13 protein-coding genes are annotated in these 16,727 nt (G+C 61.4%); 3 read left to right on the top strand and 10 right to left on the bottom strand.

Translation table 11 applies throughout. The features are described from left to right. Window positions 1-63: 63 nt before the first annotated feature. From C482_RS18095 to C482_RS18080, 4 genes are all read right to left on the bottom strand, one after another. On the bottom strand, window positions 64-975 hold the full coding sequence (locus C482_RS18095) for a PhzF family phenazine biosynthesis protein (RefSeq protein ID WP_006169251.1): 912 nt from the start codon (window positions 973-975) through the stop codon (window positions 64-66). A 124-nt stretch (window positions 976-1,099) separates the two neighbouring features. After that, entirely contained in the window at window positions 1,100-2,542 is a 1,443-nt protein-coding gene (locus C482_RS18090; protein WP_049896961.1) for an MATE family efflux transporter, read from the bottom strand. 172 nt (window positions 2,543-2,714) lie between these two features. After that, on the bottom strand, window positions 2,715-4,181 hold the full coding sequence (gene thiC, locus C482_RS18085; RefSeq protein WP_006169249.1) for a phosphomethylpyrimidine synthase ThiC: 1,467 nt from the start codon (window positions 4,179-4,181) through the stop codon (window positions 2,715-2,717). A 164-nt stretch (window positions 4,182-4,345) separates the two neighbouring features. Further along, window positions 4,346-5,719 (bottom strand): chymotrypsin family serine protease, encoded by a 1,374-nt coding sequence (locus C482_RS18080; protein WP_006169248.1) that lies wholly within the window; start codon window positions 5,717-5,719, stop codon window positions 4,346-4,348. Window positions 5,720-5,853: 134 nt separating this feature from the next. Here C482_RS18080 and C482_RS18075 point away from each other — a divergent pair, with 134 nt between their 5' ends. Then, a complete protein-coding gene (locus C482_RS18075; protein ID WP_006169247.1) occupies window positions 5,854-6,609 on the top strand; it encodes a phosphoribosyltransferase in 756 nt (251 codons plus the stop codon). Between the two features lie 99 nt (window positions 6,610-6,708). Here C482_RS18075 and C482_RS18070 read toward each other — a convergent pair whose 3' ends face one another. The 4 genes from C482_RS18070 to C482_RS18055 form a co-directional block, all read right to left on the bottom strand. Beyond that, window positions 6,709-7,014, bottom strand: coding sequence for a hypothetical protein (locus C482_RS18070; protein WP_006169246.1), 306 nt, complete (start codon window positions 7,012-7,014; stop codon window positions 6,709-6,711). A 10-nt stretch (window positions 7,015-7,024) separates the two neighbouring features. Further along, the gene (locus tag C482_RS18065; protein WP_006169245.1) at window positions 7,025-8,038 is read right to left on the bottom strand and encodes a hypothetical protein; all 1,014 of its coding nucleotides are present in this window, start codon (window positions 8,036-8,038) and stop codon (window positions 7,025-7,027) included. Between the two features lie 200 nt (window positions 8,039-8,238). Then, window positions 8,239-8,883: an ArsR/SmtB family transcription factor gene (locus tag C482_RS18060; protein WP_006169244.1), complete on the bottom strand. Its 645-nt coding sequence runs from the start codon at window positions 8,881-8,883 to the stop codon at window positions 8,239-8,241. Window positions 8,884-8,978: 95 nt separating this feature from the next. Continuing rightward, entirely contained in the window at window positions 8,979-10,442 is a 1,464-nt protein-coding gene (locus tag C482_RS18055; protein WP_006169243.1) for an MATE family efflux transporter, read from the bottom strand. 133 nt (window positions 10,443-10,575) lie between these two features. Here C482_RS18055 and mtnP point away from each other — a divergent pair, with 133 nt between their 5' ends. After that, a complete protein-coding gene (gene mtnP, locus C482_RS18050) occupies window positions 10,576-11,439 on the top strand; it encodes an S-methyl-5'-thioadenosine phosphorylase (protein WP_006169242.1) in 864 nt (287 codons plus the stop codon). A gap of 313 nt (window positions 11,440-11,752) precedes the next feature. Here mtnP and C482_RS18045 read toward each other — a convergent pair whose 3' ends face one another. After that, window positions 11,753-13,213, bottom strand: coding sequence for a transposase (locus tag C482_RS18045; RefSeq protein WP_006169241.1), 1,461 nt, complete (start codon window positions 13,211-13,213; stop codon window positions 11,753-11,755). A 329-nt stretch (window positions 13,214-13,542) separates the two neighbouring features. After that, window positions 13,543-14,856 carry an MFS transporter gene (locus C482_RS18040; RefSeq protein ID WP_049896956.1) on the bottom strand — a complete coding sequence of 438 codons (1,314 nt, stop codon included), beginning with the start codon at window positions 14,854-14,856 and terminating at the stop codon, window positions 13,543-13,545. Between the two features lie 662 nt (window positions 14,857-15,518). Between C482_RS18040 and C482_RS18035 the strand changes: the two genes are divergently transcribed. After that, window positions 15,519-16,598, top strand: coding sequence for a hypothetical protein (locus tag C482_RS18035; protein WP_049896954.1), 1,080 nt, complete (start codon window positions 15,519-15,521; stop codon window positions 16,596-16,598). Window positions 16,599-16,727: the final 129 nt, after the last annotated feature.

Raw genomic sequence — 16,727 nt, 5'->3', positions numbered from 1 at the left:
ACTGAATGAACCATCGGACGGTACGGCGATTTTCGCCGCGACTCCTGCCCGAGAAAACAGTTGTCAGGCTTCGAGAATCTCGTCCTCCTCGTCCTCGGGGATCACGATCGAGCCATCGAGTGTGGTCACCCCGCGCCCGCCGACGTGAACCGTGGTCCCCTCGAGTTGCACCCGCACGTAGCCCGGCCGGTCGACGTAGTGGCCCTGTTCGAGTCGGAGTTCCGCCGGCAGATCGTCGTCGAACGCACCGAAGTGATCAAGGTAGGCTGCAACTGCGCCGCTTGCGGTGCCAGTGACAGGATCTTCCGGCACGCCAGCGCCGGGCGCAAACATCCGCCCATGAAGCGTCGACTCCCGGTCGAGGGCGTCGAAGGTGAACAGGTAGATGCCGGCCGCGTCGACCTCGTCGGTGAGTTCCTCGACGGCGGCCATATCTGGTGCTGCGTCGCCGAGATCCGAGAGATACGTGATCGGGACGATGAGGAACGGCAGCCCTGTCGAGGAAACCGCGATGGGGATGTCATCGCGCGCGCCCTCGAGTGCGGCTTGTTCGACGCCGAGGGCCGCTGCGACGCGGGCGTAGGAGAGGTCAACCTCGCGAATCTGGGGGGCGTCCTGGGTCATCCAGACCGTGCCGTCCTCGGTGATATCGATATCGAGTACGCCGACGTTCGTCTCGAGTGTCGTCGTCCCGGGTTCGAGGCCCTCGTTGTAGAGATGTGCGAACGAGCCGATGGTTGCGTGGCCACAGAGGTCGACCTCTTGGGTAGGCGTAAAGTACTGGACCCGATAGTCGGCTTCGTCGCTGTGCTGAAGGAAGGCGGTCTCGCTCACGGCCATCTCGTCGGCGATAGCTTGCATCTGACTCTCCGAGAGGTCGTCGGCGTCGGGGACGACGCCGGCCGGGTTGCCGGCACATGGGTCGTCGGTAAACGCGTCGACCTGCAGAATTCGCGTGGTCGTCGTCATGCTCATACGATGACGTTTCACGCAGGGGTATTCCATCTTTCCACTCTCGTCCCGTTGGGCCACGAGCGGAGTTTCCTCGCCGGTCGAGTCGTTGTTTCGCCGAAAATCGGTTGTTGTCGGTTGTCCGCCGTTAGTCGTCGCCCGGCACGTCGGCACCGGGAGACGGCGATTCACCGCCACCACCAGAATCGCGCGTCAGATCGCCGGAACGCCAGGTCCCCCGGTTGAACCAGAAGAGGGCCGCGAGCGCACCGACCAGATGTGAAACGGCAAACGAGAGCCAGATTCCCGGCGGACCGAACGCGTCGGCGGCGACCCAGGCAACGGGGATCTGGACGACGCCGAACGCGAGGATGACGAGCCCTGCGGCGGTGAGCGTCATCCCGGCACCGCGGAAGCCACCGATGTAGACGTACATGGCCCCAAAGAGCCCGAACGTTGGCGCGACGAAGTGCATGAACGTCGCGCCGTGGTCGATGACAGCCGGGTCGTTCGTGAAGATCGAGACCAACGGTTCGGCGATGATCGCCGAGAGCAGACCAGCAGCGGTGAGGAAGACGAACAGCGCGATCGCGGCGAAACGGTTTGCCGCGGCCGCACGGTCGGGGTTGCCGTCGCCGATGTTCTGTCCGGTCATTGTCTCGACGCCCTGCGAGAGCGCTATTGCTGGCAGGACGATCACGGAGAGAAGCCGCGTTCCGACGCCGTAGGCCGCGATGACGGTGTCCGCGAAGAGGCTGACGATGAACAACAAGAGCGCGATCGAGAGCGCACGGCTTGCACCCTCAAAGGAGGCAGGAAGCCCGATGCGGACGAGCTTCAGCCCGTAACTCAGGTCGGGGACCATCTGCGAGAGACGAATGCGAACGCCTCGGTAGCCCCGGAACATGAGCCAGAGGCCGATGACGAGGGTCACGCCGCGGGCGATAATCGTTGCGTAGGCGGCTCCCGCGATACCGAGTTCTGGAATCGGACCGACACCGAAGATGAGCAGCGGGTCCAGCACGATGTTGATCACGACCGAGACGAACATGATCAGCATCGGCGTCACGGTGTCTCCGTAGCCCCGCATGAGGGCGATGAACATCAGGAAGCCAAAGACGAAGACCAGGCCGACTGAGTAGATCTGCATATAGGTCGTCGCGGCGTCGATAACGTCTGCACCCGCGCCGAAGAGCGCAAGCAAGTCCTCGACGATGAAGTAGCCGAGAAAGCCAAGCAGTAGCGAGGCGATAATCGAGAACGAGACCGTCTGTGAGGCCGCGTACTCGGCCTTACTCTCGCGGCCGGCACCAGTATACTGGGCAACGAGAATACTGCCCGCAACGGAGAAGCCGAGCGCGACCGAGATCAGCAAGAAGATAATCGGGAACGCAAAGCTGATCGCTGCGAGCTCGGTCGTTCCGTAGTGACCGAGCCAGAACGTATCGGCGATGTTGTACGCCGTCTGGAGGACGTTCGTGATAATCAGCGGAATCGAGAGGTACAATAGCGGGCGAACGATGCCGCCGGAGGTCAGGTCGACTTCCTTGCGAGCGGTGAAGATTTCGATGAGTTGCTCGCGGAGCGTCACGGTCGACACCCCGTTGCGCGGACGATTCGAGGACCGGAAGACCGCAGTGTGTTCGTCGTTCGATCAGGCACTACACTAACTAACTGGTCAGTCAAATAAGTAGGTTCTGTTCGACGAACGGATTACCGCTGGTGGTGTGCTCACATAGCACAAAAGATGTGGATCGAGTACGTTAGTCGTCGCTATCTACCGGTGCTTCCGTAGTCGACTCGAGTTCTGCTTCGTCACTGCCGACTGCGCTGAACGTCTCCGAAGCCTCGCCTTCGTGGGTGCCGACCGGCGGCAGATTAACGGCGGCGGCCGGTGATGCGTCGAGGTCCGTTTTCGTGTCCGTCTCGAGGGCCGCCATCTCACCGGCCGCTCGCGCATCCTGATCGATCCGCATCGAGCAGAACTCGACACCGCACATCGAGCAGAAGCGCGCCTCCTTGTAGTTGTCTTCGGGGAGCGTCTGATCGTGGTAGTCGCGCGCGCGATCCGGGTCCAGCGCGAGGCTGAATTGCTCGCGCCAGTCGAACGCGTATCGCGCCTCGGAAAGCGCGTCGTCCCAGTCGCGTGCGCCCGGCCGTTCGTTTCCGACATCGCCTGCGTGGGCCGCGATTCGATAGGCTGCCAGCCCCTCGCGAACGTCTTCCTCGTCCGGCAATCCGAGATGTTCCTTGGGTGTCACGTAGCAGAGCATCGCCGCGCCGGCCTGTGCCGCCATCGCCGCACCGATCGCGCTCGTGATGTGGTCGTAGCCGGGTGCGATGTCGGTCACCAGCGGTCCGAGGACGTAGAACGGTGCGCCGTCACAGACTTCCTGCTGGCGCTCGACGTTTTCTGCGACTTTGTGCATTGGGATGTGACCTGGCCCTTCGACCATCACCTGCACATCGTACTCCCAGGCGTGACGCGTGAGTTCCCCGAGCGTGTCGAGTTCGGCGTACTGGGCCTCGTCACAGGCGTCTGCGAGCGACCCCGGACGGAGACTGTCCCCGAGGCTGAAGGTCACGTCGTGCTCGGCAAATATCTCGCAGATTTCGTCATAGACCTGAAAGAGCGGGTTCTGTTCGCCGTTCTCCTCCATCCACTTCGCCATGATCGAGCCGCCGCGAGAGACGATTCCCGTCGTCCGGCCCTCGGTCAGCGGGAGGTGCTCCGCCAGAATTCCAGCGTGGATCGTCATGTAGTCGACGCCCTGTTCGGCCTGTTTTTCGATGACCTCCAGCAGCAGGTCCGTCGTGATGTCCTCGGGGCTCTCGGCTCGTTTGACGGCCTCGTACAGCGGCACCGTTCCAATCGGCACCGGGGAGTACTCGACGTGCATCTCGCGGATGTCGTCTAAGTCGGTTCCCGTGCTGAGATCCATCACTGTGTCCGCACCGTAGTGGACCGCCGTGTGGAGCTTCTCGAGTTCGGTCTCGCGATCGCTCGTCGTCTCGCTGTTCCCGATGTTTGCGTTGACCTTTGTAGCGAACTCGCGGCCGATAATCATCGGATCGAGCGCGTTGTGATTGCGGTTGGCCGGGATCACGGCCTGTCCATCTGCCACTTGCTGGCGGACAAACTCGGGATCACAGTTCTCGCGGTCGGCAACGCGTTCCATCTCGTCGGTTACGGTTCCGTTACGGGCGGCTGCTAGCTGCGTCTGTGCCATCAATAACTAGGTTGTAATACCAGATTATAAATAACTATTCCTGCTCGGTAGTCGGTCGATGGCTGCTCGAACGCCGGTTCGTCTCGCGAGTCAGCGAAACCCAGCATGCGCCGCTCAAGCGTTCGCTCAATGCCAAACAAAACCCCGAAACTGAGTGCGGGCCGTTACTCGCCGGATTCGATCGGCCCAGCCCGAACACGGAGCGAGAGCGACCCCGTCCCGTCGGCGGGAATCGAAAGCGGAAAGGTCGCCGTCGCAGTCTCCCGTTCGGCGCTATCGGCACCGATCGACACGGTCGTCTGCTCTCCGTCGATTGCGAGCCAGTACGCGCCCGGTTCTGCAGTGATTGTCGCGGTGACATCGACAGTCTCGCCCGGCTGTAACTTGTCTTCGAACGCGATCGACTCGAGTGTCGGTGACGGACGATCCGCCTCGAGGTCGACCGAGACAGTATGGTCCATCGTCGTTGTGTAGACGGTGGCGGGGTCCGTCTCCTCCGCATTATCGCCGTCATCGCTGTCATCGCCGTGGTCGGCGTCATCACTACCGTCGCCGATCCGATCGTCCGGTTCAACGGTGAGCAGTTCGACGCCCAGTTCGCGTTCGACCGTCCCGATCCGGTTGCAGATCGTCTGCCGCCCGGACCCGGCGAACAGCAGGCCGACCAGAGTCCCGTCGTCGAGAAAGACCGGCGACCCGCTGTCGCCGGGTTCGGACATCGGTCCGGTGACCAGTTGCTCGCGGAACAGCACGGCACCGCGCTCGCCGAAATCCACGCGAACGCTTGCATCCGTCGCTTCGATTTCGGCGCTCGTGACGCCCGTCGTTCGTCCCGTCTTGGTTACCGTCTCTCCCTGCAGCGCGTCGTACTCGTCCCGGTAGACGCCGGTCGCCCACTCGTCGTCGAGTTCGAAGTACGTCGCCGACTCGCGCTCCGGTTCGACCGAGCGGGCAGCGACATCGACCAGTCCGCCATCCTCGATCGGAACGTAACCGACCAGGCCACCGACTTCGTCTCCCCCCTCGCCGCCGTCTCGCGGCGACGGCTGCAGAATCGGCTCCCCGAACTCGGCCCGGTCCGAGCGTGCGTAGGTGTGGTTGTTCGACAATCGAACGAGATCGCCTGGCTCAACGTCGTCACGCCAGTGAGCGGCTGTAGTCTCGGGATCGTCGACGCGGGCCGGGTACGGGCCGCCGGTGCCGGCCGTCGAGTTCGCGTTGATCTCGCTGACACCACCGGGAACGGGTCGATGTCGCCCCTGGCGACCGGGCGCGGCTTCAGGGAGTACTTCGACGGGGTCCATCCCCAGGGCATCAAATCCCTCTCGCGTCTCATCGTAGCCCGCGTCCACGACTCTCACGTCCACGTCGTCGCCGAGTTCGGCGAGGCGCGTTTCCACGTCGTCTTCGTCGTTAAGGCTGGCTCTCGGTTGCTTCTGTGAGACGAACACCGTAAGCCGGCCATCGTCCTCGTCGTAATCGACGCCGATGACGTTCTCACACTCGAGTAGGAATTCGTAGTCGCGCGTTGAGGGCATAGGTTGCGAGGACTATTCGGGACGCCAATAGTTATAGCTAGATCGTATTTGCACGCGCTGGTGAACGACTGTGACCAGTCTTTCAGCCCACTTATAGGGATTGCGCGTCTCAGTCACCGGTAGGTGGCCACCAGATGTCCGATCTACCGGACGACTTCGACTGTACGATAACGAACTGGGAATACATCTACAGCCTGTGTCGCGACGTGAGCGACGAGGTCCGTCGCGACGAGTTTGACCCTGACGTCATCGTCGCGCTCGCACGCGGTGGCTGGTTCGCGGGCCGATGTCTCTGTGACTTCCTGGGGTTGAACGATCTGACGAGCCTGAAGATGGAACACTACGTCGGCACCGCCGAGAAGACCGGCGAGCCGACCGTCCGCTACCCGATGCCGGAAGGCAGCGTCGAGGGCAAGGACGTGCTGATCATCGACGACATCGCTGACACCGGCGGCTCGATCGAGCGCGCCCACGAGTACGTCGAGGACCGAAACGCCGGCGAGGTCCGTACGGCGACCCTGCAACTACTCGGCACGAGCGAGTTCGATCCGGACTACGTTGGCGAGCGACTCGAGGAGTGGACCTGGATCGTCTACCCCTGGAACTTCATCGAGGATATGGTCGACCTGATCTCGGGTGCGATGGAGCAGGCCGACCAGGAGTCGTTCTCGGCGGACGAGACCCGCCACTACCTCGCCGAGTTCCACGGCATCGAGCGCATCGAGATGGAAATCGCCCAGCCCAACCGCGTGACAGAGGTGCTCTCGGAGATGGAACGGCGCGACGTAATCGAGATGACCGAACCTGGGAAGTGGGCGTTGCGTGCGGACTCCGAGACGGAAACAGAGTCGAGGTCGGAGTCCGAGTCAGAAACAGAGCCAGAAACGTAAGAGCGACCGACGCTTGGCCGTCTTTTGCGGGGAGTCTGTGACCGTTGTCACAGCCGTTTGAATCGATACACAGCCGTTTGCGTCGACACACAGCCACGCTCACCGAGCGACCGGTCCGCACCGGCCCCGGCGAGACCGGGGGCTGTGCTCGTGGCCCAGCACGATACAGAGCCCGTGGAGGACGAGCAAGCCGAGCAGCGCGAGCGACTGGTGGGTGGCCGTCGGTGTCGAAATCGACAGCAGGGACGGCCCAATCAGAACCGGGAGGTACGCGGCCGGGAGGACGACCGCGATCCAGAACGCGAGCGTGCGCACACCGGTTCGCAGTCCCGCGGCCGCTCGCCGCAGCAAGTCTGCAATCTGGGAGGGTGACGGGGCGTTCAGGCGGGGGACAGCGGGCGGCATCTGTCGTCCCTCACTCGGTCTCAGGTTTCTCCGCAGCGTTCACACCGGCACACCCCATCAGCGTCGACATCGTCGCCGACTCGAGTGCACCCGCCGCGTCGAGTTCGACGTGGGTCGTCGAACTGTTACAGTCGAACTCACCAGTGTCGATTTGCGTCCGGTCAACCGCGTCAGAATCGAGGCGAGTGACCGTCAATTCGTACTCGTCGCTCTCTGGGATGTCGACTGCTGCAGTCGCATCCGACTCGAGCGTGTAGACGCCGTCGAAGAGCGGCGCTGGCGCGCTCTCCGCCATAGTGTCGATCAGCACGCGCGTCGATCGCGTCTCGTCAGTCGGGTTGTGGACGACGAGTGTGTGTCCCGGTCCAGATTCGGTCTCGTCGGATCCGAGTCCTGCTGTAGCGGTCGCCTCGCTTGTCTCGCCCTCATCAACGGTCGCTGTCACGACACCGCTACAGGCCATCAGCGTCGAGGCGACGTGCGACGTGATCTCTTCGTCCGTCACCGCAAGCGTCGCGGTCGTCTGATTACAGTCGAACTGCTCGTACCCGATCGACACCGTCTCCGCTCGTTCTGGTTGTGTCTCTGTTTCTGGGAGCACAACGCGGGCCGTGTACTCGCCAAGGTCAGTCACTGCCACGTGGACGGCCGCGTCCGCCCCCAGTTCGAACGCCTCCTCGAGTACCGTCGTCTCGTCGCGCTCGATGACGAGCGTGGGTGTCTGTTCCTCGCTCCTTCGATTCGCGAGGACGAGGTGGACCGGCTTCCGGAGACCGGTCGACTCGAGTGTCTCGTCTCCGAGCTGGCGGTCGACGGTGGTGTCGGGATCGACAGCGGTCGGTGAGTTGTTCTTCGTGGACAGCGGTTGTTCGTCGGGGTCGGTCGCGCGTTCGCTTGTTCCGCCCTCGCTGTCGGGGTTGGGTTCTGAACCTTCCGTTGGCGTTGCGTCTGTCTCCGAGAGGCAACCGGCTGCAGTCACTCCAAGGCCAATACCGATCGATGCGAGAACGGTTCGTCGTTCCATACAGTCACGATAGAGGGGGTACCCCTTCCACCTAGCACAGAGTCAAATGCGTTTTTTAGTCTGGACGGATCGAACCGCCTTGCTGTGTACTGGTGGGTCAGCTGTGTGTCGGCCGGCTGCTGTCAGCCAGTTTTGGGCTTCTCACGACCTGTCCGCGGATGCACCAATAGCGCGGACAGGTGACCCAGCAGGAACTGCCGTTACGCTGGCTTGCCGCCTTCGGTCCGCCGTCTCAGCGGTCGATACCGTGTCCAGTACCAGTGGCCGAGCCACAGACAGATCGCAACCAGCCCTGCTGCGAGCACGAAGCCACCAGGCCCGGTGGCGAACGTGAGAAGTGTCTCCTGAAGCGTCGGCTCGGGTGGCTCCGCGTGACGAAACGCTACCGGCGCTGGCTCTTGTGGGCCGTCCCATTGGGTGTGAACAACTGCACTCACCAGCCCGACAACGCCGACTCCGCCGAGCGCGCGCTGTACTGCGCTCGACAGCGACGGTGCCACGCGTTCGGGCCCCGCGTACAACACCAGCGATCCGTTCGCCGGTGCATACACGTCCATCTCGCGACCCTGACTCGAGTACCAGGTGCCGGTGACGACGACCAGGTCAGCGTCCACGAGTCGCTCCAGATGGTAACTGACGTTCTGCACCGACGCGTCGAGGTGATCAGCGAGATCCGATGCGGTTCGTGGCTCCTCGTACAACAACGCGAGGATGGTTCGTGCGGTCGTCGAAGAGACTGACGAGAGGATGTGGTCTGCTTCCGAATCGGTCAGTGAAACTAGTTTGGGCTCGGTTTCGGGGTCGTCTAGTGCCGACGCCGGCTTGCGTGGAAAGAGAGAGGCCATCCTATCGGTGTGATGTTTTCACTGCAATCGTATAGCCATGCCTGAGACTCAAAGTAGTCTTTGAGTTTGTGGGGGTGAGACAGGCGGGAGTGGGTTCAGTCGAGCGTCGGCTCTCCATCCTCCGGCGCTGGCGACTCTCGTGACTCCGCCGACTCGTCTTTATCCTCCTCGTCAACGATCGACTCCTTCCAGGTCCCGCGGGTGAACCACGCGGTCGCCGCGATGGCCCCCACGATGTCGCCGATAACGACACCGGTCCAGATCCCGGTCGGCCCCCAGCCGGCGACGAACACAAGGTAGTACGTCACGGGAACCCGGACGAGCCACAAGCCGAGGACGGCAAACGCGAGAGCCGTCTTCGTGTTCCCCGCGCCACGGAACGCACCCTGGATTACCTGCATCACGCCCATGAAGACGAACGCGACCGCGGAGAACTGCAGGTAGGTCACGCCGTAGTCGATAATCGTCGCGCGTCCCTCTTCCTCCGCCAGCAGAAACACCGAAACGAACGGCTCCGGGAACAGAAACGCAACCAGTGCCGTGACGAACATGATCGAGCCGATCACACCCGCAGCTATGCCGACGGCTCGTTCTGCGCGATCCGCCATCCCTGCGCCCAGATTCTGCCCGACGATCGAGTCCGTTGCCTGCCCCATCCCGAGCGCCGGCAGGAACGCCAGCGAGACCAGCCGGTTCCCAAGGCCGTACGCCGCGACGACCTCCGGTGGGAACGTCACGACGATCGCTGTCATCGCGACCAGCGCCATCGCCGTCATCGACTGCTCCAGCGCTGTCGGGACGCCGAGGCGAGTAATTTCTCGGACGTACTCGAGTCGGGGCCGGATATGGGCCGCCTCGATTTCGGGGCCGACGTCGGTGTAGTACAGCAGGTAGAAGCCGATAGCCGTGGCGACGCCGCGGGAGATGACGGTCGCGACGGCCGCACCGGCGACTTCGAGGCGGGGGAGCGGTCCGACGCCGAAGATGAGCAGCGGGTCGATTGCGAGGTTGATGATGACGCTGATAAACATCACTCGCATCGGCGCGCGCGTGTTGCCGTAGCCGCGCATGAGCGCGACGAAGACGAAGAAACCGAACACGAACGGCAGCCCCAGGAAGAAGATCTGGAGGTACTCCGCCGCGAGCGGGATGATCGCCTCGTCGGTCTGCGGGTCCGAGGGCAGTGCCTCAAGCATCGGGACGGTGAGGAAGTAGCCGAGAATTCCGAGTCCGACGGCAACAAGCGAGATGAACGACAGTGTCTGGCCAGCGATGATGCCGCCCTCATCACTATCTGCACCCGTGTGCTGGGCGATCAAGATCGCACCGGCCGTCGTAAAGCCGCTGCCGACTGCGATCAGGAGGAACAACAGCGGGAACGCAAGGCTCACCGCACCGACCGCGTCGCCTGAGAGTGCGCCGAGCCAGATCGTGTCGCCCACGTTGTAGGCGACCTGCAGTAGCTGGATGACAACGAGCGGCCAGGCCAGCTTGAACATCGGACCGACAAGCTCCCCCTCGGTGAGAGAGTCATCGTCCGAGTTCTCACTGGAGGACATACCAGATCACAAACGTTCAGCACACTTGACCACTTGGGAGATGTGGTATCGTGTTGCACCGATACACGCACACGCAAGGAATCTGCTTGGGAGACCCGGATCGTTTACAGTGATTCACTGCGCATGTGCCTGCATGACCATCGGCGTCATCGGCGGCAGCGGCATCTACGAGGCACTGCCACTCGAGAACACTCGAACTGAGTCGGTCTCGACACCCTACGGCGAGCCCAGCGAGGACGTGACACTCGGCGAACTCGCCGGGAACGAGGTCGCGTTCTTGCCGCGCCACGGTGAGGACCACCAGCACACGCCGACGGATGCACAGTACCGCGCGAACATCTACGCGCTCAAATCCGTTGGTGTAGACCGCGTCATCTCGACGAACGCAGTCGGAAGTTTGCGGGAGGACCTGCCGCCACAGACGCTCGTCGTCCCGGACCAGACGTTCGACCGGACGAAACACCGCTCGCCGACGTTCTTCGGCGACGGTATCGTCGTTCACATGGGCTTTGCCGAACCGTACTGTCCCGCGATGGTCGACCACCTCGCGTCCGCGGCCCAGACGGCGACGGACGCGGAGACGAAAACCGAACAGGGCGGCACCTACGTCTGCATCGAGGGCCCACAGTACTCGACGCGCGCCGAGAGCGAGTTCTACCGCGACCAGGGCTGGGATATCGTCGGTATGACGACGATTCCAGAGGCCAAACTCGCCCGTGAGGCCGAACTGAGCTACGCGACCATCGCAGGCATCACCGACTACGACGTCTGGAAGCAGGACAGCGAGGTCACACTCGAAGAGGTACTCGAGAACGCCGCGGCCAACCAGGAGTCGATCAACGCGGTGATCGAAGCGGCGATTCGGACGATGCCCGAGGATTTCGAGAGCGACGCCTGGAGTGCACTCGAGGGGACGATTAACACGCCGACGGAGGCGATCCCGGACGAGACGCGCGAGCGGGTCGATCTCCTTGTTGGCGAGTATCTAGAAGAGTAGCGTCTTGGTGGCTGGCACCTGGTGACAGAGACGATTCGTCTCCTTTCGTCTTCTCATGCCGACGCGTTCTTTCCCTCTCGGTTGGGGGTTCAGCGAGTGTGAACAGTGTCTCACTGGAAATTGGGGAAGTTACGACTACAGTCAGTGTAGCGGGGCTGTAATGCGTGGTTTCAACGGAAGCGAAGTCCCAATTCGTCCTCGGTGTCGCCGTGAACGGCCGCTTTGTGTTGCTGAACCAATAACTTCGCCGCCTGATCGATGGTCTGGTCAGCGCCACCGCTCGCGACCGAGGCTCTCGACGCGCAACAGACCGTTAGCCGACACCAGTTGCCTTCTTTAGCAGTGTGAGCGTGTTGTCAGCGGTCACCATCGGTGAACGTTCGTACTCACCAGTGAGTTCGACCTGCACTAATAAATCGACACTGCGCCACATCGAGTTGAGAAGACACGCGAAGGCGAAGTAGAAGAACCGCAACACGAAGTTCTTCGAGGTCGTCGCGGCCATGAATCGCTTGATGGTCCGGTAGCCGCGTTCGATCGCCCAGCGGTAAGCGTACTCGGCGAGGTGACCGCTTCCACGATTCGACATGAACACCGAGTACTGCCGATAATCGTCGTGTTCCGAGCGCTCGTTTCGGCGGTAGACGAGCGTGGTCTCGTGCCATTCGTCGTTGCCGAGATGGAGTTTGCGGTCGATGACGTAGCGGTCCTGTTCAACCGCGAGCAGTCGTTTTGCCTGCTCGCGCTCGCTGGTGTACATCCGCTTGGGGACGATGTACGACAGCCCGCGCTGTGAGATGGCTTCCAGGACGTGCTGGCTGTCGAACTCCCGATCCATCAGTACGTTGTCGATGTGGACGAGTTCCTGTGCTGAGTTCAGGAGGTCCTCTACGATATCGACGCGACTCTCGCCCTTCTGGACGGGGCGAGCGTCGAGAACGAGTGGGACGGCGTTCCCAACCAACTGAATCGTCGCCCACTGGTAGGCGTACTCTCCTGACCGCTCTTTGGTGCCGATAATCTCGTCTTCATGCCCGGAGCGGTCGCCGGTGAAGGGGTCTGCCTCAGTGATGTCGATGGCGACGATTCCTGCGCCATGATATGCTTCCGTCTCTTCGAGGCGATCAAGCAATCGCTGGATTGCCCCCCGGTACATCGCTCGAATCTGGTCGATAGAAAGCCGCCGAATGTGTTTCCGGTGAATGTGACCGAGGGGCGTCCGCTCACGCTGAGACTCGTAGACGAACCCGCGATCCCCCTCATTTGCAGCCAGGTTCTCCCGGAGGCCCAGATGCGTCTGGAGGTCCCAGAAGGCGTGCTCGTGGATTTCACAGCCCTCGCCACGTGGCAACGAGAATGCCGGGTAGACGATCTCGTTGACGTGGTCGGTGACGACCTCGGTCTGTTCGAGAACCACGCGGTCAGTGAGTGGTACCTCGTCCGTAGTCTCGTGGCGGTGGGTCGTGTGTGCTGGCTCATGGGGGACGTCGACGCCTGCGCGGTCGGCGGCAAAGAGAATCGTCCGAGCGGCCGTCTCGATGGTCTCTCTGAGGTCGGTGCTGAATCGTTCGTGCCAGCTTCGCCACAGCGTCGACTGGACGGGTACCGAATCGAGTCCGAGTTCGCTGCGGAGATGTGAGTGGTTTCTGAGATACTCGATGAGCGCGGTCTCGTAGTCCCAGCCGTGGAGTGCTTTGAGCAGGAACACCCGGACGAGTGGCGTCATCTCGTAACGCGTTGGTCCGGTGTAGCCGTCGTGGGGCTGGAAATCCATGTACGCGAGTGGCAGGTGGCAGACGAACGCCTCGACGCAGTCGTGAGCGTCATGCGCGAACCACTCGCTGGCGACAGTACGGACGTCCTCTTCGAGGGCTGGGAGTGACTGGCGATCATACAGTGGAGTCGACCGATACGCAGGCCAGTCGTGGTACGAGGTCTCAGTAAGGGCTCGAAAAACATCGCATCGAGCGGTTCGGAGCGCCCTTGCTTCCCCTACGATGTCCTCTGCCGGGATTCGTCCCCGATCAATGGTCATATGTCTGGCCGGTAACTAACCATGGGGTCCCTTCTCGAATCAACCAAGAGAGTAGGATGCTCACTGTCCTATTCGGGGTTACTCGCCGGCGGCTGAGCCGTCTCGCGGTGGATGAACTTCTCTTCCTCAATGTTGTCAACCGCTGGCAGACGGCGTAAGTGTGGTCGAGCAGTGAAGTAGAGGCTGACGAACGCAAAGCTGAATGCAGCGACTGCCATCGTCGGAACGACCCCGAAGGTACTCCCCGCAACACCTCCGAGGAGCGACCCGAGCGGGACCGTGAGTGTCGCTACGCTCGCGTCAACGGACGTGACCCGGCCAAGGAGATCCTCGGGAGTGACCGTCTGTATGAGTGTCTGGCCCATCACGTTCGTGACACCCATCGGAACTCCTGTTAGAGCGAACAGGACCACTGTCAGTGCCGGCCACGGTGAGTAGACCGCGACGAACCACGTGACGAATCCGATTCCAAGTCCGATGATTCGGATTGCGCCGTACCTGATGTGGGTCAGTCGAGACGCGATCAGCGCGCCGGTGAGTCCCCCGGCCCCGATGGCCCCGAGTAAGGCTCCATAGAGTATCGAGCCACCACGAGCAGCGGCGAATCCTGGGAGAACAGCGAGCATCACACCGGTGCCGAAGTTGGTGACCGCTGTGGTGAGCATCATTTCGGTGAATACTGTTCCTTGGAGCCACTGTACTCCCTCCCGGAGGTCGGACAGATATCCGGAGACATCGATGTCAGCCGTTTCGTTGGTCGTCTCGGACCGCTCGGGAACGGTAACACCGACGAACGAGAGAACCGCGATGACGAACGTGATTGAATTGAGAACGAACAGCGAAACCACTCCAATGAGCGCAATGAGGACACCACCGAGGGCATCGAACACCATATTCGTGCCCTGATTGGCAAACGAGAACGCAGAGTTGGCACGAGTCAACTCGCCCTTCTCGACGATTCGAGGAAGCGCCGCGTTCTGAGCTGGATACACGAATTGGTTCAGAAATGAAAGGAGAGGAATCGTCAGCAACACCAGCCCGACAGTGAGCCGGTCGAAGTAGGCCGCAACAGGTATCGAGAGGATGAGAACGGCCTGAATGAGTTGTGTCCAGACAAGGGTTTGGATCAGCGGCCATCGGTCGACAAGCGGCCCGGAGATGAACTGCAGTGCTGGTGGCAAGAGAAGTAACGCTCCGGCGAGACCCGTATAGAAACTTGACCCCGTGAGGTCGTAGACGAGCCATATGCCAGCAATCGTGTAGAGGCTATCGCCCGCGTTTGTGACGAACCGCCCGAACAACAGACGGAGAAAATCCCAATTGTTCCAGAGAGACAAGCTGTCTGCGTCTGTTGTGGCTACTGCCTCTTGTTGCTGGCTCATGGCCACCTCCTCGACGAAACGTACGGCCGTAGATTATCGGCAAGTGTGAGCGAACGTCGATTACTGCTGGGATTGTAGCTGTGGATTCGGGTGGCAGGAGAGGAGACAACTGGTAGTCTATCGACTGATGCTGGCTCGTTGGGCGAATCGATTCGGCGTCCAGAGAGTGTCTGATCGGCGGTGATCAGAGACCCGGCGGCGGTCTGCATTTGTATTGATGTTCATGCTGAGTAAGTGCGACTACGGAACCCGTAGTGGAGTGAGACGACCCGGGAGCTGCTGCTATCCGGCCGTCGCTACGCGGTTGCGACGACTGCAACGAGAGGAATGAACGGACGTGCAGCCAAGTGGGTCATAAGACGGAACTGAGTGATTCAACACCGGTCAATTTCTTATATGTATCGGTTGAACACAGTTACCCGTCAGTAGATGACTCAGCTTGTAGACTAGAATCGGGAGGATCCTGCTACAGTGATACGCATTTCGCTCTGCATTGAGCGCACCGGTCACAACTTCCAGGAAATTGATACAGAACACGCTGCCCTTGTGAGCCGATACGTCGCTCGTCCAGTAGTTATGATACTCGCGATAGTAATCAGAGTTTCAGAACTACTGACACCAGTTGATAAATACTGAAGTCGGATTCCGTTAGAATACTAACTATGTCGCAACGCCCGACACAATCCCCGTGCGATAGCGACAATCAAACGACTGCCTCCGCGCTTCGCTCCCGACGATCGGTCCTGTACGGTGGCGCAGCAGCCACAATAGTCGCCATGGCTGGTTGTCTCGACGGACAGCAGTCGAGCGAGGACGAGAACGGTTCCGTTGACGACGAGGATAGCAGTGGAGACGATACAAGCGGTGAGAGCGACGAAAGCGAACAGGATGAACTCGAGGACGAACTGTTCGCCGTGCTAGATGACTTCTTCGAGGCCTCTGCGGAGGGTGACCTCGAAGCGATCGACGACGTAATGCACAGTCTGAACCCGCTCAACCCGGCTCAGTGGGAGGAAGACGGCTGGGAATATCAGGGCGGCAACGGCGAGGTGCCGTCTCCGTTCGAGGGTGAAATCGTGATCGCAGATGGAACCGTCGACGACGTGCTTGAACTCGAGGACGCCACGTTCTGGTTCGCGGAGATCGATCTGGAAGCCGAAATCGGTGACGAACAGATTGCGCTCGTCAGAGCCGACGAGGGGTGGCTTGAAGCCGAGGCGGAGACGCTTGCAGCTGATGGAAGTGGCGAGACCAGCGAGGGTGACGAGGATGAGGACGAGGTCGGTGTCTCATACGACTTTGACGATGACGAGATCGAGGAGATCACATGGGCGTTGGTGACCGAGGACGACGAGTGGCGACTCCTCTTTATGGGGACCGAAGATGAGGTACCCGAGGACCCGACCGAGGTGTTCGAAGACGAAATTATCGACGAAGAGCAGGACGTCATCGCGAACATCGACTGGGAGTACGAACAGGACGATCAACCCGAGGACGCCGAAGAGAACGACTTTTTCGACGACATCGAGCTGGCCCGCGTCGAGTTTACGGACGAGCCTGGTCTCGAAGCGGATGCCGTTCGTGCCGAATCGACGATCGAGGGCGGCCACTTCGAGGTCGAGAACGGCTGGTCTGGTTCCTGGGGGACCGTCACCTACCATCCTGAGGGCGACCAGATCCTCGTCAGGATCGCCCAGGACGGTGACGAGACGATTGTCCACCGGGAGCACTACCTACCCTGAGGCGGTCTGGTGGAGCTGGCGGACTCTCGTGTGAACGCAAACGCGGCCTCAGGTCGACTCACGAGGCGTTCAAATCCGTCACTGCCAGCTGCCAGTAGCCATCGTATTCAGCCCCTCCGTCATCAGTCC

This window comes from Natrialba chahannaoensis JCM 10990 (assembly GCF_000337135.1).
Taxonomy (GTDB): domain Archaea; phylum Halobacteriota; class Halobacteria; order Halobacteriales; family Natrialbaceae; genus Natrialba; species Natrialba chahannaoensis.
Note: the sequence above shows the minus strand (reverse complement) of the source record. Positions and strands in the feature narration are given on the sequence as shown.

Excerpts from the sequence above, each read along its gene's own strand:
- thiC (WP_006169249.1), bottom strand. The coding sequence starts at position 4,181 with ATGGCACAGACGCAGCTAGCAGCCGCCCGTAACGGAACCGTAACCGAC.
- C482_RS18040 (WP_049896956.1), bottom strand. The coding sequence starts at position 14,856 with ATGAGCCAGCAACAAGAGGCAGTAGCCACAACAGACGCAGACAGCTTG.
- C482_RS18045 (WP_006169241.1), bottom strand. The coding sequence starts at position 13,213 with ATGGATTTCCAGCCCCACGACGGCTACACCGGACCAACGCGTTACGAG.
- C482_RS18055 (WP_006169243.1), bottom strand. The coding sequence starts at position 10,442 with ATGTCCTCCAGTGAGAACTCGGACGATGACTCTCTCACCGAGGGGGAG.
- C482_RS18070 (WP_006169246.1), bottom strand. The coding sequence starts at position 7,014 with ATGCCGCCCGCTGTCCCCCGCCTGAACGCCCCGTCACCCTCCCAGATT.
- C482_RS18080 (WP_006169248.1), bottom strand. The coding sequence starts at position 5,719 with ATGCCCTCAACGCGCGACTACGAATTCCTACTCGAGTGTGAGAACGTC.
- C482_RS18060 (WP_006169244.1), bottom strand. The coding sequence starts at position 8,883 with ATGGCCTCTCTCTTTCCACGCAAGCCGGCGTCGGCACTAGACGACCCC.
- C482_RS18035 (WP_049896954.1), top strand. The coding sequence starts at position 15,519 with ATGTCGCAACGCCCGACACAATCCCCGTGCGATAGCGACAATCAAACG.
- C482_RS18065 (WP_006169245.1), bottom strand. The coding sequence starts at position 8,038 with ATGGAACGACGAACCGTTCTCGCATCGATCGGTATTGGCCTTGGAGTG.
- mtnP (WP_006169242.1), top strand. The coding sequence starts at position 10,576 with ATGACCATCGGCGTCATCGGCGGCAGCGGCATCTACGAGGCACTGCCA.
- C482_RS18095 (WP_006169251.1), bottom strand. The coding sequence starts at position 975 with ATGAGCATGACGACGACCACGCGAATTCTGCAGGTCGACGCGTTTACC.
- C482_RS18075 (WP_006169247.1), top strand. The coding sequence starts at position 5,854 with ATGTCCGATCTACCGGACGACTTCGACTGTACGATAACGAACTGGGAA.